The sequence below is a fragment of the Paenibacillus tepidiphilus genome, assembly GCF_008635795.1.
GTDB classification, from domain to species: domain Bacteria; phylum Bacillota; class Bacilli; order Paenibacillales; family Paenibacillaceae; genus Paenibacillus_AQ; species Paenibacillus_AQ tepidiphilus.
This window is the reverse complement of record NZ_VWRQ01000016.1, coordinates 89,737-109,813: the sequence shown is the minus strand read 5'-3', so window position 1 is coordinate 109,813 and position 20,077 is coordinate 89,737. Positions and strand designations below refer to the sequence as shown.

14 protein-coding genes are annotated in these 20,077 nt (G+C 54.3%); 4 read left to right on the top strand and 10 right to left on the bottom strand.

Features of this window, described 5'->3' with window-relative positions; translation table 11 throughout:
- Window positions 1-16: 16 nt before the first annotated feature.
- The 6 genes from F1379_RS19990 to F1379_RS19965 form a co-directional block, all read right to left on the bottom strand.
- The gene (locus tag F1379_RS19990; protein WP_150273101.1) at window positions 17-5,491 is read right to left on the bottom strand and encodes a type I polyketide synthase; all 5,475 of its coding nucleotides are present in this window, start codon (window positions 5,489-5,491) and stop codon (window positions 17-19) included.
- Between the two features lie 651 nt (window positions 5,492-6,142).
- Window positions 6,143-7,306 carry a serine hydrolase domain-containing protein gene (locus tag F1379_RS19985; protein WP_150273099.1) on the bottom strand — a complete coding sequence of 388 codons (1,164 nt, stop codon included), beginning with the start codon at window positions 7,304-7,306 and terminating at the stop codon, window positions 6,143-6,145.
- Window positions 7,307-7,451: 145 nt separating this feature from the next.
- Window positions 7,452-7,823 carry a hypothetical protein gene (locus F1379_RS19980; protein WP_150273097.1) on the bottom strand — a complete coding sequence of 124 codons (372 nt, stop codon included), beginning with the start codon at window positions 7,821-7,823 and terminating at the stop codon, window positions 7,452-7,454.
- Window positions 7,824-8,104: 281 nt separating this feature from the next.
- Window positions 8,105-8,476: a zinc ribbon domain-containing protein gene (locus F1379_RS19975; RefSeq protein ID WP_150273095.1), complete on the bottom strand. Its 372-nt coding sequence runs from the start codon at window positions 8,474-8,476 to the stop codon at window positions 8,105-8,107.
- A 120-nt stretch (window positions 8,477-8,596) separates the two neighbouring features.
- Entirely contained in the window at window positions 8,597-9,325 is a 729-nt protein-coding gene (locus F1379_RS19970) for a hypothetical protein (protein WP_150273093.1), read from the bottom strand.
- 103 nt (window positions 9,326-9,428) lie between these two features.
- Window positions 9,429-10,058 (bottom strand): YfbR-like 5'-deoxynucleotidase, encoded by a 630-nt coding sequence (locus tag F1379_RS19965; protein WP_150273091.1) that lies wholly within the window; start codon window positions 10,056-10,058, stop codon window positions 9,429-9,431.
- Window positions 10,059-10,356: 298 nt separating this feature from the next.
- Between F1379_RS19965 and F1379_RS19960 the strand changes: the two genes are divergently transcribed.
- The 3 genes from F1379_RS19960 to F1379_RS19950 all read left to right on the top strand — a co-directional run bounded on the left by F1379_RS19960 (window position 10,357) and on the right by F1379_RS19950 (window position 12,116).
- A complete protein-coding gene (locus tag F1379_RS19960; protein ID WP_150273089.1) occupies window positions 10,357-10,584 on the top strand; it encodes a PspC domain-containing protein in 228 nt (75 codons plus the stop codon).
- Window positions 10,585-10,649: 65 nt separating this feature from the next.
- Window positions 10,650-11,339, top strand: coding sequence for a PspA/IM30 family protein (locus tag F1379_RS19955; protein ID WP_162551223.1), 690 nt, complete (start codon window positions 10,650-10,652; stop codon window positions 11,337-11,339).
- Window positions 11,340-11,462: 123 nt separating this feature from the next.
- Window positions 11,463-12,116: a 3'-5' exonuclease gene (locus F1379_RS19950; protein WP_150273084.1), complete on the top strand. Its 654-nt coding sequence runs from the start codon at window positions 11,463-11,465 to the stop codon at window positions 12,114-12,116.
- On the opposite strand, the gene F1379_RS19945 is transcribed toward F1379_RS19950, so the two are convergent.
- Window positions 12,070-13,026: a 3'-5' exoribonuclease YhaM family protein gene (locus F1379_RS19945; RefSeq protein ID WP_150273082.1), complete on the bottom strand. Its 957-nt coding sequence runs from the start codon at window positions 13,024-13,026 to the stop codon at window positions 12,070-12,072. The genes F1379_RS19950 and F1379_RS19945 overlap by 47 nt on opposite strands.
- Window positions 13,027-13,270: 244 nt before the next feature.
- Window positions 13,271-15,544 carry an FMN-binding protein gene (locus F1379_RS19940; protein ID WP_150273080.1) on the bottom strand — a complete coding sequence of 758 codons (2,274 nt, stop codon included), beginning with the start codon at window positions 15,542-15,544 and terminating at the stop codon, window positions 13,271-13,273.
- A gap of 486 nt (window positions 15,545-16,030) precedes the next feature.
- Between F1379_RS19940 and hemH the strand changes: the two genes are divergently transcribed.
- Window positions 16,031-17,050, top strand: a complete 1,020-nt coding sequence (gene hemH, locus F1379_RS19935; protein WP_150273077.1) for a ferrochelatase — start codon at window positions 16,031-16,033, stop codon at window positions 17,048-17,050.
- Between the two features lie 155 nt (window positions 17,051-17,205).
- Here the strand turns inward: hemH and F1379_RS19930 are convergent, their stop codons facing one another.
- Together F1379_RS19930 and F1379_RS19925 are read right to left on the bottom strand one after the other, a co-directional pair.
- On the bottom strand, window positions 17,206-17,658 hold the full coding sequence (locus F1379_RS19930; RefSeq protein WP_150273179.1) for an IDEAL domain-containing protein: 453 nt from the start codon (window positions 17,656-17,658) through the stop codon (window positions 17,206-17,208).
- 572 nt (window positions 17,659-18,230) lie between these two features.
- The gene (locus tag F1379_RS19925; protein WP_150273075.1) at window positions 18,231-20,033 is read right to left on the bottom strand and encodes an adenine deaminase; all 1,803 of its coding nucleotides are present in this window, start codon (window positions 20,031-20,033) and stop codon (window positions 18,231-18,233) included.
- Window positions 20,034-20,077 lie beyond the last annotated feature (44 nt).

The window sequence follows — 20,077 nt, the reverse complement described above, 5'->3', positions numbered from 1 at the left end:
TCTGATCCTTCCCCTCTTATTCGGCGAGCAGCAGGGCTGCCTCTTCCTCGGTCATGTTCTCCAGCCGCTGCAGCAGATCTTCCAGCTCCTCGGCAGATTCCGGAACCACCAGAGCTGAGATATCACCCCAGTACTTCCGGGCCAGCCCGGAAATGCTGGTACCGCCCAATATATCGACAATGGAAATGTTGATTCCGGCCTTCTTGCTGATCTGATTGCGGATTTCCGTCGCAATGATCGAATCGACGCCCACAGCGCTGACCGGCTCGTCCAGGTCCAGACTCTCCTTCTGCGCATGTACTGTATCAGCAATAATGCCGGCGAAGAAATCCTCGACCATGCCCAGTTGCTCCTCCTCACCGGCGGCCCCGGCCAGCATGGCGAACAAATCAACGTCTGCGGCATCGCTGACCGTATCCTTGCTCTCCAGTGCCAAATGGTTGTACAGCGCCGGCTTGCCCGGATAATTCTGCAGCGCCAGCGGCCAGTCCGCCTCGCCGATTACGATATGGCACGGCTTCTGCCCGAATACCCGTTCCAGCGCCTGCATGCCGCTGATCGCATAGATCGGATTCATCCCCCGTTGGTACTTGTAATGGTCGATCAGATTATGCTCCTTCACCATGCCCACGCCCCATGGTCCCCAGCCGAGGCTCAGCGCTGGCAATCCCTTGCTGCGGCGGTAGTAAGCGAGTGTATCCAGGAACGAGTTGCCCGCCGCATAATTCACCTGACCGACCGCAGTAACTACCGAGCCGGTAGAAGAATACATCAGGAAGAAATCGAGATCGGCATCCTCGAACACTTTGCTGAGCGTCCAGGCGCCTTTGGCCTTTGTATCGAACACTTCGTTAAACTCATGCTCTTGCATCTGCATCATCAGCCGGTCTTTAACAACACCGGCAATATGGACAATCCCTCCGACCGGCATTGCTTCTTCCGCCTGCAGATCTGCAGCCAGCTTCCGTACAGCCGCCTCATCGGCAATATCGAGCGCGGCCATCCGCACCGTGCATCCGCCCCGCTCCAACTCGCGGATAAATTGCACACCTTCATACAGGCTGTGCCCCGGCTCAATCCGCCCTCTGCCGGCCTTATCCGGATATGGCGTGCGGCCGATCAGCACGAAATGCCGTGCGCCCTTCTCCGCCATCCATCTGACCGTAATCTGCCCCAGCGATCCCATGGCTCCGGTCACGAGATAGATTTTGTTGCCGTGCAGCTGGACCGGAACATTACCATCCAGGCCGTAAATATGCTCCAGCCGTGCAACATACCGGATACCGTTCCGGTAGGCAAGCTGATCTTCCCGGCTGTAATTGGCCAGGTCCTGCACCAGCAGTTCCAATGCCTCCCGGCCGCCGTCGATGTCAATGCTTGCCCCCCAGCTCCCTGCACATTCGCTGTGGCTGATGACTCTGCACATTCCGATTGCCGCACCCTGCAGCACATCCGCCGGTTCATCCGGCAGGACGCTGACCGCCCCGCGGGTGACCATCCAGGCCCGGTACTTCCGGCCATGCTCATTCAGCGTATTAAGCAGGTAGCGGATACTGTGCAGCGCCTTGGGCTTGGCTGCTTCAATATCGTCTGCATCCATATCGTCCCTGCTGCGGAGATCCAGGCTCCACAGATGAAGCACGCCGTATTCGGTGTCTTTATCCATCTGTCCGATGATCTTCAGGTAATCCTCCGGGTCGCTGCCGTGAATGATACTGCCTGCATCCCTTGCCTCCACAGCTTGATCATCGCGGTAGAACAGCGTACATTCATGTCCCGCAGCTGTCAGTCTGGCGGCAACCTCGTTACCGGTGCCGGAAGCATCGCACAGGATAATCCAGTTCCGGTAGTCGGTCCGGGCCGCAAGCAGCGGCTCGTCGTCCGGCTGCTCCTGCGCCTTCCAGCCGATTCCGTAGAACCATTCATTCAGGGCCTTCTCGCCGAGTACCGCCTGCTCTTCACCCCGCTCCATTGCCCTCGCTACGAAGTTATCCACTTCGGCTACCGTGTTCCCCGAGGCATCGAGAATGAGGATATCCCCGGCGATCAGTTCTGCACTGGACTCCTTAATCGACGAGTGCACATACAGCCTGCCTTCGGGTCTGCCGAATACCCGGACCGCATCGATGGTATCGGGCAGCTTGATATCTGCCCTTCCATACTGCCTCAGCTCGTCGAACTGGTTGGCGAGGAACGACTGGAAGGCTGCATCGAGCAGCACCGGATGCAGGATGCAGTCCTCATCCTGCACTCCCAGCTCTTCCGGGAGACACAGCTCGGCCAGCACTTCCCCGTCCTTGATCCACACTTCCTTCAGGCCCTGGAACATCGGCCCGTAGTTGAAATTCATCCGCTCAAGTAGTTGATAGCACTCCTCCTTCGGCAGATGCTCCCGGGCTGCAGCCTTGAAGGCTCCGATATCGCCCAGCTTGCGGGTCCTGCCGCTCTGTCCGCGGACGAACTCGGCGTGGAAATTATCGGCTGCGGCGGCTGTCTCGCTTCCCTCAGCCGCATTGCCGATTCGGACGGTGCCATGCTCCGGATCGTAGCTGATATTTATCCGTGCCACGTGATTCTCGTCCAGGAACAGGGCCTTTTTGAAGCGGATATGCTGTACTGCGTAAATATCGTCAAGCGCTAATTTTGAAAAATGGCGTATCATTTGGAAAGAAGCCTCGATATAGTGCGCTCCTGCCAGCAATGCCTTGCCATTTACGCAATGATCCTTAACGAATGGAAGCACATAGTCATTGATTTCTGCCTCCCACAGCGGTACGAAGCTGTTCTTACGGTATCCAAGGAAGCGGTGCTCCTTCTGTCCGAGCCGTCTTTTCTGATACTCAGCCGATTCCTTCCAGAAGCGTTCATGCTCCCAGTAGTAGTGAGGCAGCTTAACATACTTGAAGCTTCCCTGATAGACCCGGGACCAGTCGGTTTCCACCCCGGCACAGAGCAATTCAGCGTACGTTCTGTACAATGTGGACACTTCAGGCTCACTCCGGCGCAGCGATGGTGAGATCAGAACCTCCTTGTCCAGCTCAAAGGCCAGCTCTTTAACGGAATTCGCCAGTACGGGATGCGGCCCGACTTCGACAAAGTTGACAATTCCCGCTTCCAGAATTTGCTCCATGGCCTTAGCAAAGTACACGGAGCCGGACACATTCTGCCACCAATATTCATTGTTCAGTTCCGGGCCTTCCGCGAGCTGTCCGTTCGCCGTGGTATACAGCGTGATATCACTGGCCTTGGGCTGAATATCAGCCAGCGCCTCCAGCAGATCGTCCTTGATTTCGTTCATAAATACGCTGTGATAAGGTACCGTCACACGCAGGAACTTGTTGAATACGCCATCGTTGTCAAGCTGCTCATGAATGGCGGTCAGACAAGTCATGTCACCCGATAACGTCACACTTGTATTACTGTTGATTGCAGCAATCGATACCCGGTCCTCGTCTCCGGCAATGAGTTCTTCCGCCTGCCGCTGGGTCAGTCCGACGGCCAGCATTCCGCCTTTGCCGGTCAGTCTCTGCTGCAGCATGCTGCGGTAGTAGGAGATTCTCACTGCATCTTCGAAGCTGTAGACACCTGCCGCGTACAGGCCTGCCACTTCGCCGACACTGTGCCCGATAATCAGGTCCGGAGTAATTCCCATGCTCTGCCACATCTCGTACAATGCCACCTGAACCGCAAAGTTCATCGGCTGGGCTACCTCGGTAAATTGCATCCGCGACTTGTCTTCATCAGTCAGAAACTCATCAAGCAGCGACCAATCCAGGTATTTGGAGAATTCAGCGTGGCAGCGCTCTACCACACCGCGGAACACACGGTTGTTATGGTACAGCTCACGGCCCATCGCATACCACTGCGGACCCATTCCGGTGAATATGAATGCCAGACGCTTGTCCTTTCCTTCATGGCCGAGCACCACATTGACCACTGGCTTACTTTGATTGAAATCGGCCAGACTCTGCCGCAGTTCCTCGACACTATGCCCGTATACTGCGAGCGATCTCGCGAACTTGTCGCGTCTGAACAATGCCGAATGACAGATGTCGGAGAGATGTTCCTCTGTCGTACCCAGGAAATCCTCATATCGCCGGGCCAGTCCCATGAGGGATTCTTCCGACTTGGCTGACAGAGTCAGCACCTGCGGCAGCTCCTCATTCACCTTGCCGCTGTACACCATTTGGTTCGTGACACCCTGCAGAATAACATGCGCATTCGTTCCCCCGAAGCCAAAGGAATTGACGCCGATTAACGCCGGTTTATGGTCATTCGGCCAGTCTTCGTTCTGAAGTGGAATTCTCAGCTTCATCTTCTGCAAATCAATCGCCGGATTCAGCTCTTTCATTCCGATATGCGGCACAATTTCCCTGCGGTCCAGCGTGCGGACTGCCTTAATCATGGATGCTACGCCGGAGGCAGCTTCCAAATGTCCGATGTTCGGCTTCACCGAAGCGATGACACAGCGGTTCTCCTCACTGCGGTTCTCACCGAAGAATCCGCCTACAGCGTCTACCTCTATCGGATCACCGAGTGCCGTTCCTGTTCCGTGCAGCTCGACATACTGCACATCCTCCGCTGCGATTCCCGCCCTTGCATATACCTCTTCCAGCAGCTGACGCTGCGAATCGCCGTTTGGCACTGTAATTCCATTTGTTTTGCCGTCCTGGTTGACTAGGCTGTCCCGGATTACAGCATAGATATAGTCCCCATCCTTAAGTGCCTGCTCCAGATTCTTCAGGACGAGAATCCCCCCGCCCTCACCGCGCACGTAGCCGTTGGCCTCAGCATCGAAGGTTTTGCATTTCCCGTCTTCCGACAAGAATCCTCCTTTGGATTCCGCCACATAATACTCCGGTGCATAAATAAGCTCGATCCCGCCCGCCAGCGCCATTTCACATTCACCGCTCTGCAGACTACGGCAGGCCTCATGAACAGACACCAGTGAGGACGAGCAGGCTGTATCTATCGACAAGGACGGGCCGGTGAAATTGTATATGTACGAAATTCTGTTCGACAGCATCGTCATCATACTGCCCACGGCCGCATGGGTTCCGATCTGGGAGCTGTCTGCAAACTGCAAAATCTTGTAATCCAGCGTAAACCCGCCGATAAATACTCCCGTCTTCGAGCCGCTCAGGCTGGCAGGCCTGATCCCTGCATCCTCCAGCGCTTCCCACACAATCTCCAGCATCTGCCGCTGCTGCGGGTCGATCTGGTCCGCCTCCCGGGCATTGATACCGAAGAATTTGGCATCGAATTTATCAAAATGATCGATAAACCCTCCGGATTTGGAATGGCTTTTTCCCTTGACCTGCTTATTCGGATGATAAAATTCCTCCAGGCTCCACCGGTCTGCCGGAACTTCGGTAATCGCATCCTTGCCCGCTTTCAGCAGCTCCCAGAACTGGTCTGCATTATTTGCGCTTCCCGGGAACCTGCACCCCATCCCTACAATCGCTACAAGCTTGTCTGAACTGTTAACCATAGCCCATACCTCTCCCTTGTGAACTATTATGATTGTTATATGAAGTTAGTTGAATCTTAACAATATATTTCCCACTGTAATTCCTGATTGTGTAAATTACGCATTAAATATTCAACTAAGAGATGTGAATGGAAATTCTTTACGCACAAAAAGACAAATTATGATACATGCGTTGACTGCATAGCTGAAATAAGTGAGTTCCTTACTGGAATTTGGAGGCTGTTTCACCTTGGAACAGATAAAAGGGTAGAATGATAGGATAGAACGAGGATATAGAGTTATTCCAAAATATGACATATTACAGCTCCTGAAATAGGTTTGTGAGAACAGAAAGCATGGTAAATATGAAGCATATTCTAGGGAAGCAGGTTAAAAATACCATACGAAAAAAAATAATCATGTACCATTTATCACAGAAAAATCTATATATATACGATCCATAACATTGTTAACAATTGATGGGATATGCCTTAATAAAGCCCATAATAGATTCAGAGTGTAAATAATTGCAAATGTTTGTCGAACAACAACGAAGGTTATAGCGAACTATGCAGAACTACAGCATAAAGAGACTCCTCAGGAGTCCCTTTACTGGTCCGCCAGCACTATATTAACTTCCATGTTTACAAGTTAAAATTTTTTATTAAACGCTTACAACTCTGTGATAGCACCCAGCACCATATTATTAAAATAGTCGGCATACATGTTTTTGAAGGGCTTCTGGTGATCCAGCTCCACAGACAGATGAACTGTCACCGTCTCATAGACAGGATCTACACAGAGGAATGGTCCTGCAGCTCCCCAGTGGGAATAAGCCTCCGGTGAGAACAGATCGCCGCCGTCGCGCTTGTTTCCGTTGATGGCCCAGCCGTACCCCCAGTAGGCCTCCGGAAAAATTTCATCCCGGTATGCGGAGGATACCCCGGGAATCTGGTTGCGGGTCATCTCCTTGACCGACACTGGCGAAAGCAGCCGGGTCCCGTTATGCTCCCCGCCGTTCAGGAACAGTTGGCCGAATACGGCCAAATCCCGCGCGGTGGAATAGGCGCCTCCGCCCGCCGATACCGAGTTCAGCTGATACTCGCTCTCCACCCACTCTGCACAGGCCGCCTCCGGGGACCGTCTGACGACCCGGTGCCGGAGCTCCGGAGGAACGCGATAGTATGTATCGGACATGCCAAGCGGCCCAAACAGGGCCTCTTCCATATACTGCTCATAGGCTTGTCCGCTGACACGCCGGATGATCTCGCCGAGCACTTCATAGCCGTATCCGCAATAGGACATCACCGTGCCGGGCTGGGCGCTCAGCGGCGCATCGTATCCTCCCCAGAGATAATCGTGGTTATCCGGGTCCTGGCCCGGAGCGCAGGGAGGCCATTCCACTCCGTTCTCCTGCTTCATCTTGCGGTGCTTGTAGAGCGTGTCCTGATCCAGGCCAGAGGTATGCGTCAGTAAATGATGAATGCGGACCGCCGCTTTGCCCTCCCCGGTGAACTCGGGAATATAGTCGCAGACCGGCCGGTTCAGTCCCAGCTTTCCTTGCTCTGCCAGCATCATGATGCCTGTAGCTGTAAACAGCTTCGTAATCGAACAGAGCGGATATAACGCACCGGTGGTCAATGCCGCCGCATCCGGCTCGGGCCCGATAACTCCGTCGGCCTGGTGAACAAGCACCGTCCCCCTTCTTGCTGCGAAGACAACCTGCGCGGGGGTTATTCCGTCCCTGACCATTTGCGCCGCAGCTTCTCCAATCCGCCGGACACCGGCGGGTGATACTCCTGCTTGTTCCAGTTCAATGAATGACAGTGAATTCAACTGTGATCACCTCGTGATTTTATTTACAACAATATTAAATATTTCACATATATATTGAATATTCCTGCTTTGTGCGCAAAAAAAAGAGAGCTGCTCCCGGCACCTCTCTTGCTATTTTGTCCATAGATGATTCATCCCGTCAGACTCAGCTTCCGGCCGCACTTGCCCAGCTCACCGTTAAATGTCCGGCGGCGAAGACCGCCGCAGCGAGCCCCAGCGGCAGCGAATGCCCCCAAATGGCGGCAAACAGCAAGGCACACACCGGAAAGACGGCAAGCGGAATCGGAACGCTCAGGAACGGATTGGTTAAATCCGCTGCATACTGTCCATTGACAATATAACGGACCCAGATGATGTAATACAGCAGCAGACATATCACCGTCAGCACCGCCCAAACATCAATCGGCCGGCCGGAGAAATTGGACTTTGTAAACAAGATCAGCACCAGCAGAATTGCCATTTGTCCAATACGCTCCATGTAGATAAACACCGCATGCACAGACGGTTCCGTCGCCATTCCCCCCTTAGGCGGAAATAAGGAAAAGAACACCATGCTGGGCAGCAAAATCAGAATGCACATGATCAGGCCTATCGGGGAGAACTCCGGCTTCATAGCGTACCTGCCTTTCCCAATCACTGAATAATGAACCGTATCCATATTTTAACTTGGATTCAAAACATTATAGCATAACCTCCGTCAAATAGAAGCGAGATTTCTCCCCTGCCCAACCATGGCGGACAAGAGCCAAGAAAGCCTTATATATAAAAAAGACCCCGCGCGGGGTCTTCACTCGACGATTACTCCTGGAACTGCGCCGCCGGACCAAAGGTTGCCCCGCAGTTCGGACAGAAACGGACATCCGAATCTACGGTGGTGCCGCAGTTTCGGCATTGCTTGGCATCGCCCAACTCGGCGATTTGCTGCAGATTGGTATCGATTTCGGCCTGCAGGATCAGTACACGCTCCATATGGCCGGCATACTCCGACCTCTCCAGCGGCACATTCTGCAGCGTTGTTTCGAACAGCAGCTTACCCATTGCCTGATACAGCTTGTCGATTTCATTTTGCTTGCCGTTATTCTGCAATTTCAACCGGTTGATTTCTACGACGGACTTCGCTTTGTTCCCGGCCTCGGAGACACCGGCTTTAAATTTGTCAAAAAAGCTCATGGGCAGCCCTCCAGTATTATGATGTTCCTAAAGACTCGGCCTACCTAAGGTTAATTCGACAAAAAATGCTGTTTTCCTGCCAAACACCTCCTGCGTTTAAGCGGCGCTTAAGAATATATATTAGTCCGCAGACCTCATATAGACCACTTTGTGGACAGGGATACGGTAAATCGCCGGGCGGCGGCCGTCTTTCTCCTTCGCTTCTGCAGCCACCACATATCGGAGTCCGATCCGCTTAATCTGCAATCCTTCCAGCATTTCACCGTTCTGTAGCTTGATATTAACATCCGCAGGAGCCTCGTCTCTGTCCGCATACAGCCTCAACACCATGGATACATACTGGCCGCCGAAGACAAAGAACAGCAAGGCCATGATGCCCAGCAGCGTGAAAAAAGCGCGCGGCTCCTGCTCATAAACATAATAGGCGATTTCATAATTCCTCGTCATATTCACGTTAAAGGAGCCCACCAAATGCTCCATCAGCATCGTCCCGAACAGCAGGAAGAAGCCGGCCCCCAGCACCAAATGGATCGCAATCCAGCCGTACCGGTAAGTGCTCAGCAGTCTGGGCATCCAGGCCCCGGCGGCAAAGGCGGCCAGAATGAGCACCAGATGGAGCGCCAGCAGCAGCGGGCTGTTCCAGGGACGCAAGCCATTTAGCAGCAAGCCTAAGAGCAGCACAAACAGCAGCAAGGAAGCCAGAATACCCAGTATGGTCACTCTCCAGCTGCGGACGGTCAGCCGTACCGCGGCAGCGGGGACGAGATAATTGGCCGCGATCAGCACCAGCAGCAGTACACTGAGCCAAATCACGATATTCGAGACAGGAAGTAAATGAAGATAACGCACGGACATCCATCCTTCAAATTTTTACCTGTATTGTAGCATAGCCCTTTTGCTTATTAATGTAATATTTCAGATATGGAGTTAACGCAAAAGAGGCCCTAAGCTCCTACTGAGCCAGCGCCTCTTCTGTAATCATGCGGATGTCCACCGGGGAAAGCGTCTCTTCATTCACCATATCCGGCAGAATCTCCGTCAGGAAATAGTCCACGCATTTCAAATCGATATGCTTTATTTTGACCAGCGCATTGCGGTACATTACGACAAATTCCTTCTCCGTGTTCCCTCTTTGCAATTCGGCAAATGCCTCATATACCTGATCCAGCTTGTCGGCGACCTCAAGAATACGCCCTTCCACCGACTCATCCTTGCCTTCCCTTAATTGCTGGTAAAAGATCTCCTTCAGCTCATCCGGTATATGCTCCTTGATGAAGTTATCGACCATGCCCTCCTCCACCTGTTGAATCAGGGAACGGAGCTGCAGCGAAGAATGCTTGACCGGAGTCTTGATATCGCCGATAAAAATCTCTCCGTAGTCATGGCTGCTTGTAATCTCGTAGAGCTTTTTCCAATCGATGGCGGTACCGTGCCGTTCCTCAATGTCGGCCAAGGTTTTGGCATACTGCACAACCTTCCAGGAATGCGCTGCAACACTATGCTCTTCAAATTTGAAGCGCCCGGGACAGCGGATAATCCGTTCCAGATCGCTGAGTGAGCGAAAATATTTGTGAATCCCCATGCGGCAACTCCCCCTTCATAGAAGTGTTTATTTCATCGGCGCGGGCTAAAGCCTGATATGGCAGAAAGAGAGATACCTTCACTATACCCCCCGATTGTAAAATGCAAATGCCCCAGGATGACATTCTATGTAAAAATCGTCCCGCCGCATCGTCCATCCCCGCCTTTCTGCCGGACTCATCCCCGCCTCAGGTCGGGATGCAAGAACCGTCCGCAGGCCGTTTTGCCGAGCCGCTCCCGGGGATACAATGTAACCATGAGATACGGAAATGCAACTGATATGAGAGGATGAGATGCAAATGAAAAAATTGTACCGTTCGGAAAGAGATAAAAAGATCACCGGTTTATGCGGAGGACTCGCCCGCTGGCTGAACATCGATGCCTCGATCATCCGGCTGGTCGCCGTTGCCGCCGTGCTGCTCAGCTTCGGTTCTGTGCTGCTCTTCTATATTCTGGGCAGTCTGATCGTCCCCAAAGAAACCTATGGCGGCTTCAATGACCCCTTCGACCCTTACAGTACCTATTAATCCGAATATAAAGAAGCCGGAAGCCGGGAGTACCACAATTAATTAATCCTAAAGGAGAAATGACCATGCGTAATCAATCGGGTATTCTGCAAAGACTTGCCACACTGACAAAGGCTGCTATCCATGAAGGACTGAATAAACTGGAGGATCCTATTCTCCTGACCGGGCAATACCTGCGTGATCTGGAGGAGAAAATCGAATCCGCCGAGAACAAGCAGCGGCAGCTGCAGGCTTCAGCCAGCGTACTGGAACGGCGCATCGCCGAATATCAGGTGCAGGCTGAGACAAGCGAAGCTGGAGCGGTGAAAGCAATGTCCGAGGGGAACGAAGCCGCTGCCAGAACAGCGGTGCTGGCGAAGCTGCAGTATACGGAGAGCGCGCAGGAAGCCGCTGCCAACCTGGAGCGCACCCGACAGACGCTGACCGCACTGGAAGCGGATCTTGCGAATGCCAAGGAAGAGCATGTGCGCCTGAAAGCAAAGCGGGCTGAACTGGCGGAGCGGGCACGTAAAGCGGAAGAAGCCGTTAAAGCATCCTCCCGGAGCGCGTCTAGCGTCACTTATCCCGGAACACATGCGCCAGTCATCAACGCAGGAGCGGCCTCCCGCGGCTTCGAGCGGATGGAGGACAAGATCAGCGAGTGGGAAGCCCAGGCTGAGCGGACCGGGACATCCGTCTCTCCCGCCCTAGATCCTGCACTGCACAGCGCCGTAGACGCCGAGCTGGCACGTCTGCGCAGCAAAGCCGGCAACTGAGCTTCCGCAAACCTGCTGTAATCGTTCATAAATAAAAAAAGGATACTATCCCTTGAAAAAGGGTGGTATCCTTTTCTTATCTATACAATTACAGGAGAATCTATTAAAGGAGCTTTACAGCCAATGGACTTTACAGCAATAGACTTTGAGACTGCCAATGCCAGCCGCTCCAGCGCCTGCTCTCTGGGCCTTGTCCAGGTCAGGGGCGGCATCATCACAAGGGAGCATGTCTGGCTGATCGACCCGCAGCAGCATTTCTCAGGAATGAACATCGCCATTCACGGCATCACACCGGCAATGGTGAAGGGCCAGCCTACGTTCCGGGAGCTCTGGCCTGTGCTGGCGCCGCTGCTGATGGATGAGATCGTCATCGCCCACAATGCCGCTTTCGACATGAGCGTGCTGCGGTACTGCCTGGATGAAGCGGCGATCGGATATCCTTCCTTCCAATATATGTGTACCTACCTGCTGGGCAAAAAAATGCTGAGTGAGCTGCCCTCCCATAAATTAAATGTGCTCTCCGGGCATTTCGGCATTTCCCTCCGGCACCATGACGCCCTGGAGGATGCCCGGGCCGCGGCCTCGATCCTCCTGAAGCTGATGGAGCGGGAGTCACACACCCAGCCGCTGCAGCTGGCGCAGCACCAGGGTTATCTGCCCGGAACGATGTACGCAGGCGGCTACACGCCGTTCAAAGCTGCACCGAAGCCGAAGGAGAAGCGGCCCAAGGCTAAAGCTTCGTCCGGTAAACCGCCTTATTCTCCAATCCACGGATAAACGGCGTCCATTCCTCGGTCTCCGGCGTTGAATCCAGCGCGTCTTCGACCATTTGCAGCTTCGCGTCCATCGCATCGATATGATGCAGCGCTACGGCCTCGGCCGTCTGCGGCTGGACCGGACTGCCCCATTCCCCCAAATTATGATGCGACAACACCAGGTGCTGCAGGTTCAGCACCTTTTCTGATTCCAGAGGAATTCCGCAGCGGATCGCCGCTTCCGTAATCCAGTTCGCAGCCAGCGAAATATGGCCGATCAGCTTGCCTTGCACGCTGTAATCGGACACAATGCCGAACTCGGAGATCATCTCCTCGGGCTTGGCAATATCATGCAGAATAATGCCCGCTTTCATCAGATCGGGATTCAGGAACGGGCGCTGTCTGCACAGGAATTCGCCAATCTCCAGCATCCGTGCCATATGATAGGCCAGTCCGGCAAAATAAGCATGGTGATGCGTCTTCGCCGCCGGATAATGCATCAGCTTATCCTCCACCTTGCCGATACAGAAATCCACGATCGCGGAGATGTCGCTGTCCACGATGCTGGCCGCCGCCGCCTTGATCGTATGGACAAGATCAACCGGGCGGATCGGCGCCGAACGGATATAATCCGTAAGCGAGACACCGTCCGCGTCACTCGCCAGGCGGATTTTGGTGATTTTGACCTGCAGCTTCTCGCGGTATAAATGAGCGATGCCCCGTACCTTGACCAGTGCCATCGGGAAAAAGGTCTCCTTGTCGGCTGTGCTCACATCCCAGAATTTCGCGCTGAGCTGTCCGCTGGAGTCACCCAGCACAATATCGAAATAATCCTTTGGAGGATTGCCGTTCGTCTGCTTGATCGCCAGCTCTCGTAATAAATAAAAGCCGGTAAATTCATCCTGCGGAGAAAGCTGTTTAATAAGTGTCATGTAGGAGCCTCCTATTTACGGTCAGGCCTGCTGCCTGTGCTGTATATATTAAACTTTAGACATCCACCTCGAAAACCCTTCTAATTACTATACGATAGCTTTCGCAAGTTATGTCTGATGTGTCTTCCGCGAGAAAACACCCTACCATTACTGGGGACCTCGGAGATGCTTTGACAGTATAAAAAGAGGGATATCCCCCGGGCAGAATATTCTGCCGGAAGATACCCCTGAACGGAAAGAACTATTATTTGCCTGCGGATTCCAGTGCAGCCTTGATCGCTTCCACCGCTTTGGCGGAAATGCTCTTCACATCCGCGCTGTCGCCGAATGCCGCCGGTCTATAGCCGTACTTATGCAGACCGTAGCCGTTCGAAGTCGTTTCGATTTCCGTCTTAACCGCCTTCTCGGCAGCCGTCAGCTGCGAGTAGGTCTTCACTTTGCCATCTCTGTCCAGATAGTACACAACCATGTTCACCGGCTCACCGTACTTCACGTTAACCATAACGTTGACCGACTTGTCAGTGCTGACTCCAATGAAGATTCCGTCAAAATATGCATCTTTATCGGCTTCAGAAATTTCAGCCTTGCCGTAAGCTCTGTCCACGGCTGCCTTCAAAGCATCGCTGCTGCTGGTAGCTCCGGATACGGCATCCACCTGCTGCACGCCTTCTCTGGTGCCTGCAGCCATGAAGCTGGCTGTCAGCTGCGGAATGGCTTTAACTACTTCTGCATAGGCAGACTTCCCTCTGTCAACCATATCCATTCCGACACGGAACAGATCAACCTTAACAATCTTGCCGTTGCGCAGCGTTACGTCGGCTCTGTTCGTGCCTTTGTCGTAGGCGTCGCCGAAGGCGGTGAAGGTTCCGTCTTTATAAGCGCCTTGCACTTTGGATGCATTGGTCAGGGCATCGGTCAGAGCCGCTTTGGCAGCGGCGGACACGGCTTCCTGGCCGGCAACGTCTGCTGCCTGCACGCCTTTTGCCAGCAGGCCTTGCGTCAGTTGTTCAACCAGGGTCTTCTGCTCTGCTGTCAGCTTGTCGTCGGCGATCAGCTTGCCGTCCGCTCCGAACAGGCTCAGCTTGATGCCGGTAACTTGATCGGCAGCAATGTCCACGAGAAGCATCACTTTAGACTGGTTATCCACACCCATGAATTTGCCTTCGAAATACTGTCCGGCGGATTTTACTTTCAGCGCTTTCTCATAAGCTCTTTCCACTGCCTGGTTCCAGCCGTGGCTGCTTTCGGTAGCCCCGGAAATGCCGTCTACCGTTTCTTCATAATTCGCGATATATGAACCGTTGACCAGCAGCTTCGCTGTCATTGGCGCATTGGCTTTAACTACATCGGCATAGGCGGTTGCGCCTCTGTCGATCAGGTTGTTGCCCAGTCTGTACAGCTTCACATCCACCAGCTTGCCGTTGCGGATAATGATGTCCGCTCTCTCTACGCCAACGCTTCTGGCAGTGCCATAGGAGGAGTAGAAGCCGTCAATGTAAGCGGAAGTGTTGTTGATGCTGGCGTTTTGCTCGGCATCCCAGAAGGCGTTGATCGCGGCTTTGGTTTCGAGCTCGAAGCCTGTTACAGGCAGCGCTTCCGTACCATGCGCAAGAAGTGCCGGCGTGATGGCTGCAACAAATGCGGTTTGCTCCGCAGTGTAGGTCTTCTCGTCGACAAAGTCGCCGTTTGCCGTTAACGGATACACCTTCACCGCTGTCAGGGCAGCGCCGTCATAGCTGTTGAACACGGCGTATTTGCCTTCAGGGTCAACGCCCATGTGGTCGCCCGGGAAATAAAGGGCATCAGCCGGTTTCTCGGCCAGCGCTCTCTGGAACGCCCGGTCTACCGACAGCTTCCAGCCGTTGCTGGTGCGGGTTGCACCGGATACGGCATCCACTGCAGCAGCGCCGTCTCTGGTCTTGCCGAGAAGTCTGTCCTTCATCAGCTCGTAAGCTTTCCAGATGCCGCTGTAGTTATCGCGGGCATTTCGGTCGATCAGCTTCGGACTGGTTCTGAGCAGCTCGATATCGGCGATCTTGCCGTCTTTAATGGTTACCTTCGCGCCTTCGGTGCCTTTGGAATAGGCATTGCCGTAAGCCGTGTAAACCCCGTCTTTATATACGCTCTCTTTAACGGTCACAGGTTTCGCAGTCGGTTTGGCGGTTGCTGCCGGCTTGGCAGTGGCAGCCGGCTTAGCGGTTGCCTTCGGCGTTGCAGCCGGCTTGGCGGTTGCCTTCGGCGTTGCAGCCGGCTTGGCGGTTGCCTTCGGCGTTGCGGCCGGTTTGGCGGTTGCCTTCGGTGTGGCAGCAGGCTTGGCTGTCGCTTTCGGCGTCGGCTTCGCAGTCGGTTTGGCGGTTGCCTTCGGAGTCGCCGCCGGTTTGGCTGTCGCTGCCGGTGCTTCCTCCGAAGCGGCCGACACTGCATCGACTTTCAAATGAAGCGATGGTGCGTTAATTGTGTACGCAAATGGCGCAAGCAGCAAGGCCGCGCTGACAGTCAAAGTGATTAATTTTTTCAATGCGTATTCTCCTTTACCGTATCCCCAGTAGTATGTAGCTCTTTAAACTGATCTTGCATGCAGTCGCTGCTAATTCTTATGAGGCAACTCCCGTTTCCTCATGAAGATGTTCAACTCCCCCTTTCCGTTCCTGCGCGACCCTTCCCCGTTCCCCAGTAGAGCTAATGGATTTTGATTGGATAAAAGGTGAAAGAATTCACATAAAAAGGTGAATAAATTCACAAAAGTAGAGGACGTTAGTCTATTCGCGGCAATTTCTGGATTGATGGTATCAAAATCGTAATATTATTATCTGTATATAAAATCACATACCCTATAAGAAACATCACTTTTGGGCGGTTTACCTCAAAAAAATATTTGTATCAGCTCGTTCCTCCTCATGTTTTCGCCTGCGTATCCTTCTCGTGTGATTCCAGACACTGTGAGGAAAGGAAGATTCATGATATTTTATAACGATGTCATGATTAGCAAAGGAGCCATTTGTGGATGAAACAACCGCCTATCGGAGTCATACTCGCCCAAATCGGAACCCCGGCAGCCCCTGACGCCAAGGAAGTTCGCCCCTATCTGCGGAGATTTCTCTCTGACCGGCGAATCATTGATTATCCGCCGCTGCTGTGGCAGCCGCTGCTGCGCGGCATTGTTCTGCGCGTCCGGCCCCGCCGCTCCGCCAGATTATATGAACAAATCTGGCTGCCTGAAGGCTCACCGCTGCTGCATCATTCCCGCACCCAGCAGGCCGGCCTGCAGCACCTGCTCGGCAGCCGGTATCAGGTGGAGCTGGGACTAGCCTACAGCGAGCCGGACATGGCCGCGGCGATGAACCGGCTGGAGGCCGCCGGAGCGACGCGGATTATTGTTGTGCCGTTGTTCCCGCAGTACTCGTCCACCACGACAGCCTCGGTCTATGACGCCGCCAGCTTCGCTGCGCTGGGACGCCGCTCGGCGCGGGGGCCGGTCAGCAAGCGATTTGTGCCGGCACTGCGCTTCGTGGATGCCTATTACCGGGCTCCGGGCTATATCGCCGCCCTGAAAGCGCATCTGCTCCGCTGTCTTGAGGGACTCGAAGAAGAGCCGGATCATATCGTGCTGAGCTTTCACGGCATCCCCCGCCGCTATGCGCAGACGGGCGACCCTTACCCGGGCCAGTGCGAGGAGACCTGCCGCCTGCTGGCGGAAGCCATGGACTGGCGGGAAGACCAGTGGAGCCTCACCTACCAATCGCGGTTCGGACGTGAAGAATGGCTCGGCCCCTCTACGGAGGAAGTGTTGAAGGGACTTCACGGACGCGGAATCCGGAGACCGCTGATCTTCTCTCCAGGGCTTGTAACGGATTGCCTTGAGACCCTGCATGAGCTAGCCGTGGAAGGCCGTGAGCATTTCGCTGCCGGCGGCGGCAACGCCGGACAATTACACGCTGCCCCGTGTCTGAATGCGGGCGCCGAGTGGCTGGACTTTCTCGCCCGGCTTGTAGCAGTGAACGCTCAGGGCTGGCTCGAAGACTAAGCCGGGGCACCTGATGAGGACTGTTATAACGTACTACTACGGACGGCTCCTGGAAGATATAATTTCTAATCTCTTAACAAAAAACCGCCTGTCCACACACAACAGTGGACAAGGCGGTTTATATTTCACAGGCTTTTTCCTGCTCACAGGCGTGATTATGCAGTCAATTGCTTATATTTAGCAGTCAATTCCTCGAACCATTGGCGGTCCTGAAGAGTCAAGGCCAGATCAATCAGCTCGGCAATTTCGCCCGGCTGGAGATCAGGCGTATCATTGAAGTGCACCTCGGCCGTCGCGCTAGCTGCTCCATTCGCCCCTTCTGCGAAATCGTAGGAGAACGTCAGCTTAATGTCACTCTCCAGGAACTCGTTGCGGAGAAAATAAAGCACCTCGCACATCAGAACCGGTCTGACATGATTTTCGAATACGCAATCCATTACTTTAGCCCAGTATTGCTGGTTGCTGAGATGCAGCTTGTCATTGGTCAACAGATACTGTTCACCCTGAAAATCGTTGACGAATCTCAGCTCCAGCGGTTCCATTTTGAATATCCCGGTGATCTGCTTCATCGTAATGTCCACAATGGTCTTTGTGTCGAGTCTTATCATCTCATCCACCCCGTTCCTCATATTTGGTCTTTCTATTATTTGCCCGTAAATTATCCTGTTAGACGAGTATTAATGAATTTAACAGTATTATCGTCTATTTCAGAAGGTTTGTTAATGTTTTTTATTAAAATTTTATAAAATTCCGTTTCAAATTGTGATGAATTGGTTAATATTATGCCCATTATGTCAAAACTGTAACCTTTTCAGCATATTTCGGCAGGAAAGCAGCCGGTTTTGTGTGGAAATGCTTGAGGAATCAAGGGAGCTAACCCTGTGGACTGAAGGGGGAAATGACAAATACAATGGGGAACCATATGCGGCTGAAGGATTTTTTTTTAAACATTTAATGATCTTTCACCGGGCATCGGCGTCTTTGCCAACCATAAAGGCCGGATCGTCTATCAGGAGTCGTGGGTAAATGAAGCTATACAGAATCCCGTCCGCATAATAAAGAGTGCCTCCAAGCCGCAACGGCCGAAGGCACTCTTCTTGAATCGTTATAAGCTGCGCCAAATGGTGGGATGCCGGCCAGGCAGCTCAGGCGGAGCGGGCAACTCAGACGGATCTACTATTCAGGCAAATAAGGAAACCAGCTCAATGCCTCCGGCGGAGATCCGCACCAGTCCCTTGTCGGAGATGCGCAAGGCCGGAATGACGGCCAGCGCGAGCAATGACAAGGTCATAAAGGCGTAGTTAAGCGTACAGCCGGCGTCATAGAGTGCCTTGCTGACCGCAGCCGATTGGGCGGCCGCCACCTCGAACGGCTCGGCGGACATCAGCCCGGCGATGGCCAGCGGGAACAGCACCGTGCCGGAGCCGGTGAGGACAGCAACCCCGCCCTGCGCCGTCGCGACAGCTCCCGCCGCCCGGGCCATCAGCTCATCGTCGTTGCCGATAACCAGCACATTGTGGCTGTCATGGGCCACGGTCATGGCAATCGCGGCCGGCTCGCGGAAGCCGATGCCTTCCACTACACCGACAGATTTGTTGCCGGTGGCTTTGTGCCGCTCGAAGACGGCGATTTTGCTCAAGGTGCCCTCAACCACAAGCCGGCCCTCCCGGACCGGCAGCTCCAGAATCAGTTCCTCGGTATCGACATGATTCTCGATGACTTTGATGACGCGGGTGGCTACCGTACCGGAGTCCACGGGAGCAGGAATGATAAAATCCGCAGCGGTCGGCAGCTCACGCAAATGCACGGAGGCCAGCACTTCCTGCGGATACGTATAGGCCGGAAGCTCTGCCGTCATCTGGCCGTTCTCGGCTACGACCACACCTGCGGCAATGGTCATCGCCACTTGGACATCGGCCAGGTTCCCGTCCAGCAGAATGATATCGGCACAGGAGCCTGGCGTAATCGAACCGATGTCGCGGGCGACGCCAAAGCGCTCCGCCGTGTTGATCGTCGCCATCTGGAAGGCCGTCACCGGCTTCACGCCCTGGGCAATGGCATGGCGCACCACGAAGTCCATATGGCCTTCGTCGCGCAGCGATTCCGAGCTGCGGTCGTCGGTCACCAGCAGCATCCGGCGCGTATCCAGGCCATGCTCGGTATGGGCCGTAATCGTCTTGGCCACATCGTGCCAGGCGGAGCCGCGGCGCATCTTGGCATACATGCCGAGCCGTACGCGCTCCATGACATCCTCGGCCGTCACACATTCATGGTCGCCCGTTACACCTGCGGCAGCATAGACCGGCAGGCGCCAATCGTCGGCCGGCCAGGTGAAATGCCCATCCACATAGCGGCCGGCACGCAGCGTCGCCTGAATTTCGCCCAGCATCTTCTCGTCGCCGTACACAACGCCCGGGAAATTCATCACTTCGCCGAGTGCGATAACATCCTCGCCCCAGGTATAGGCCTCGGCCACTTCCTCGGGTCCGATGGACGCGCCGGTCGTCTCGATGTCCGGACCGGCCGAAGGCACGCAGGAAGCCACCTGCATGTAAGCGGCGAGCGGTGTGCCGCGCATCTCTTCCAGCATCAGCCGGATTCCCTTGAGCCCGAATACATTCGCGATCTCATGCGCGTCGAAGAACCCGCCGGTCGTGCCCAGCGGCAGCACGGCGCGGGCGAACTCGCTGACCGTCAGCTGCGTGCTCTCAATGTGGCAGTGCCCGTCAAGCAGACCGGGCGCAATATAACGGCCCGCCGCGTCGATGACCCGGGTGTCCTCCCCGATTGTGTGGGACACATCCTTTCCGACATAGGCAATACGTTCGCCTTGAACCGCAACCGACATGCCCTCCAGAATTTCGCCGGACACTACATTAACCAGTTTCCCCCCGGTGATGACCAGCGTTGCCGGCAGATCGCCGCGCGCAGTGGCGACCAGCGCCGGCACGCAGTCGGACAGCGGTTTTCTTGCAAACTTCATGAATCCCACTCCCCTCGCAGTATCGTGTATAGCTTGTGCGGCAA

Coding starts and splice junctions, on each gene's coding strand:
- F1379_RS19945 (WP_150273082.1), bottom strand. CDS start 13,026: ATGACACTTATTAAACAGCTTTCTCCGCAGGATGAATTTACCGGCTTT.
- F1379_RS19955 (WP_162551223.1), top strand. CDS start 10,650: ATGCGTAATCAATCGGGTATTCTGCAAAGACTTGCCACACTGACAAAG.
- F1379_RS19960 (WP_150273089.1), top strand. CDS start 10,357: ATGAAAAAATTGTACCGTTCGGAAAGAGATAAAAAGATCACCGGTTTA.
- F1379_RS19925 (WP_150273075.1), bottom strand. CDS start 20,033: ATGAAGTTTGCAAGAAAACCGCTGTCCGACTGCGTGCCGGCGCTGGTC.
- F1379_RS19950 (WP_150273084.1), top strand. CDS start 11,463: ATGGACTTTACAGCAATAGACTTTGAGACTGCCAATGCCAGCCGCTCC.
- hemH (WP_150273077.1), top strand. CDS start 16,031: ATGAAACAACCGCCTATCGGAGTCATACTCGCCCAAATCGGAACCCCG.
- F1379_RS19975 (WP_150273095.1), bottom strand. CDS start 8,476: ATGAGCTTTTTTGACAAATTTAAAGCCGGTGTCTCCGAGGCCGGGAAC.
- F1379_RS19930 (WP_150273179.1), bottom strand. CDS start 17,658: ATGATAAGACTCGACACAAAGACCATTGTGGACATTACGATGAAGCAG.
- F1379_RS19965 (WP_150273091.1), bottom strand. CDS start 10,058: ATGGGGATTCACAAATATTTTCGCTCACTCAGCGATCTGGAACGGATT.
- F1379_RS19980 (WP_150273097.1), bottom strand. CDS start 7,823: ATGGCGACGGAACCGTCTGTGCATGCGGTGTTTATCTACATGGAGCGT.
- F1379_RS19990 (WP_150273101.1), bottom strand. CDS start 5,491: ATGGTTAACAGTTCAGACAAGCTTGTAGCGATTGTAGGGATGGGGTGC.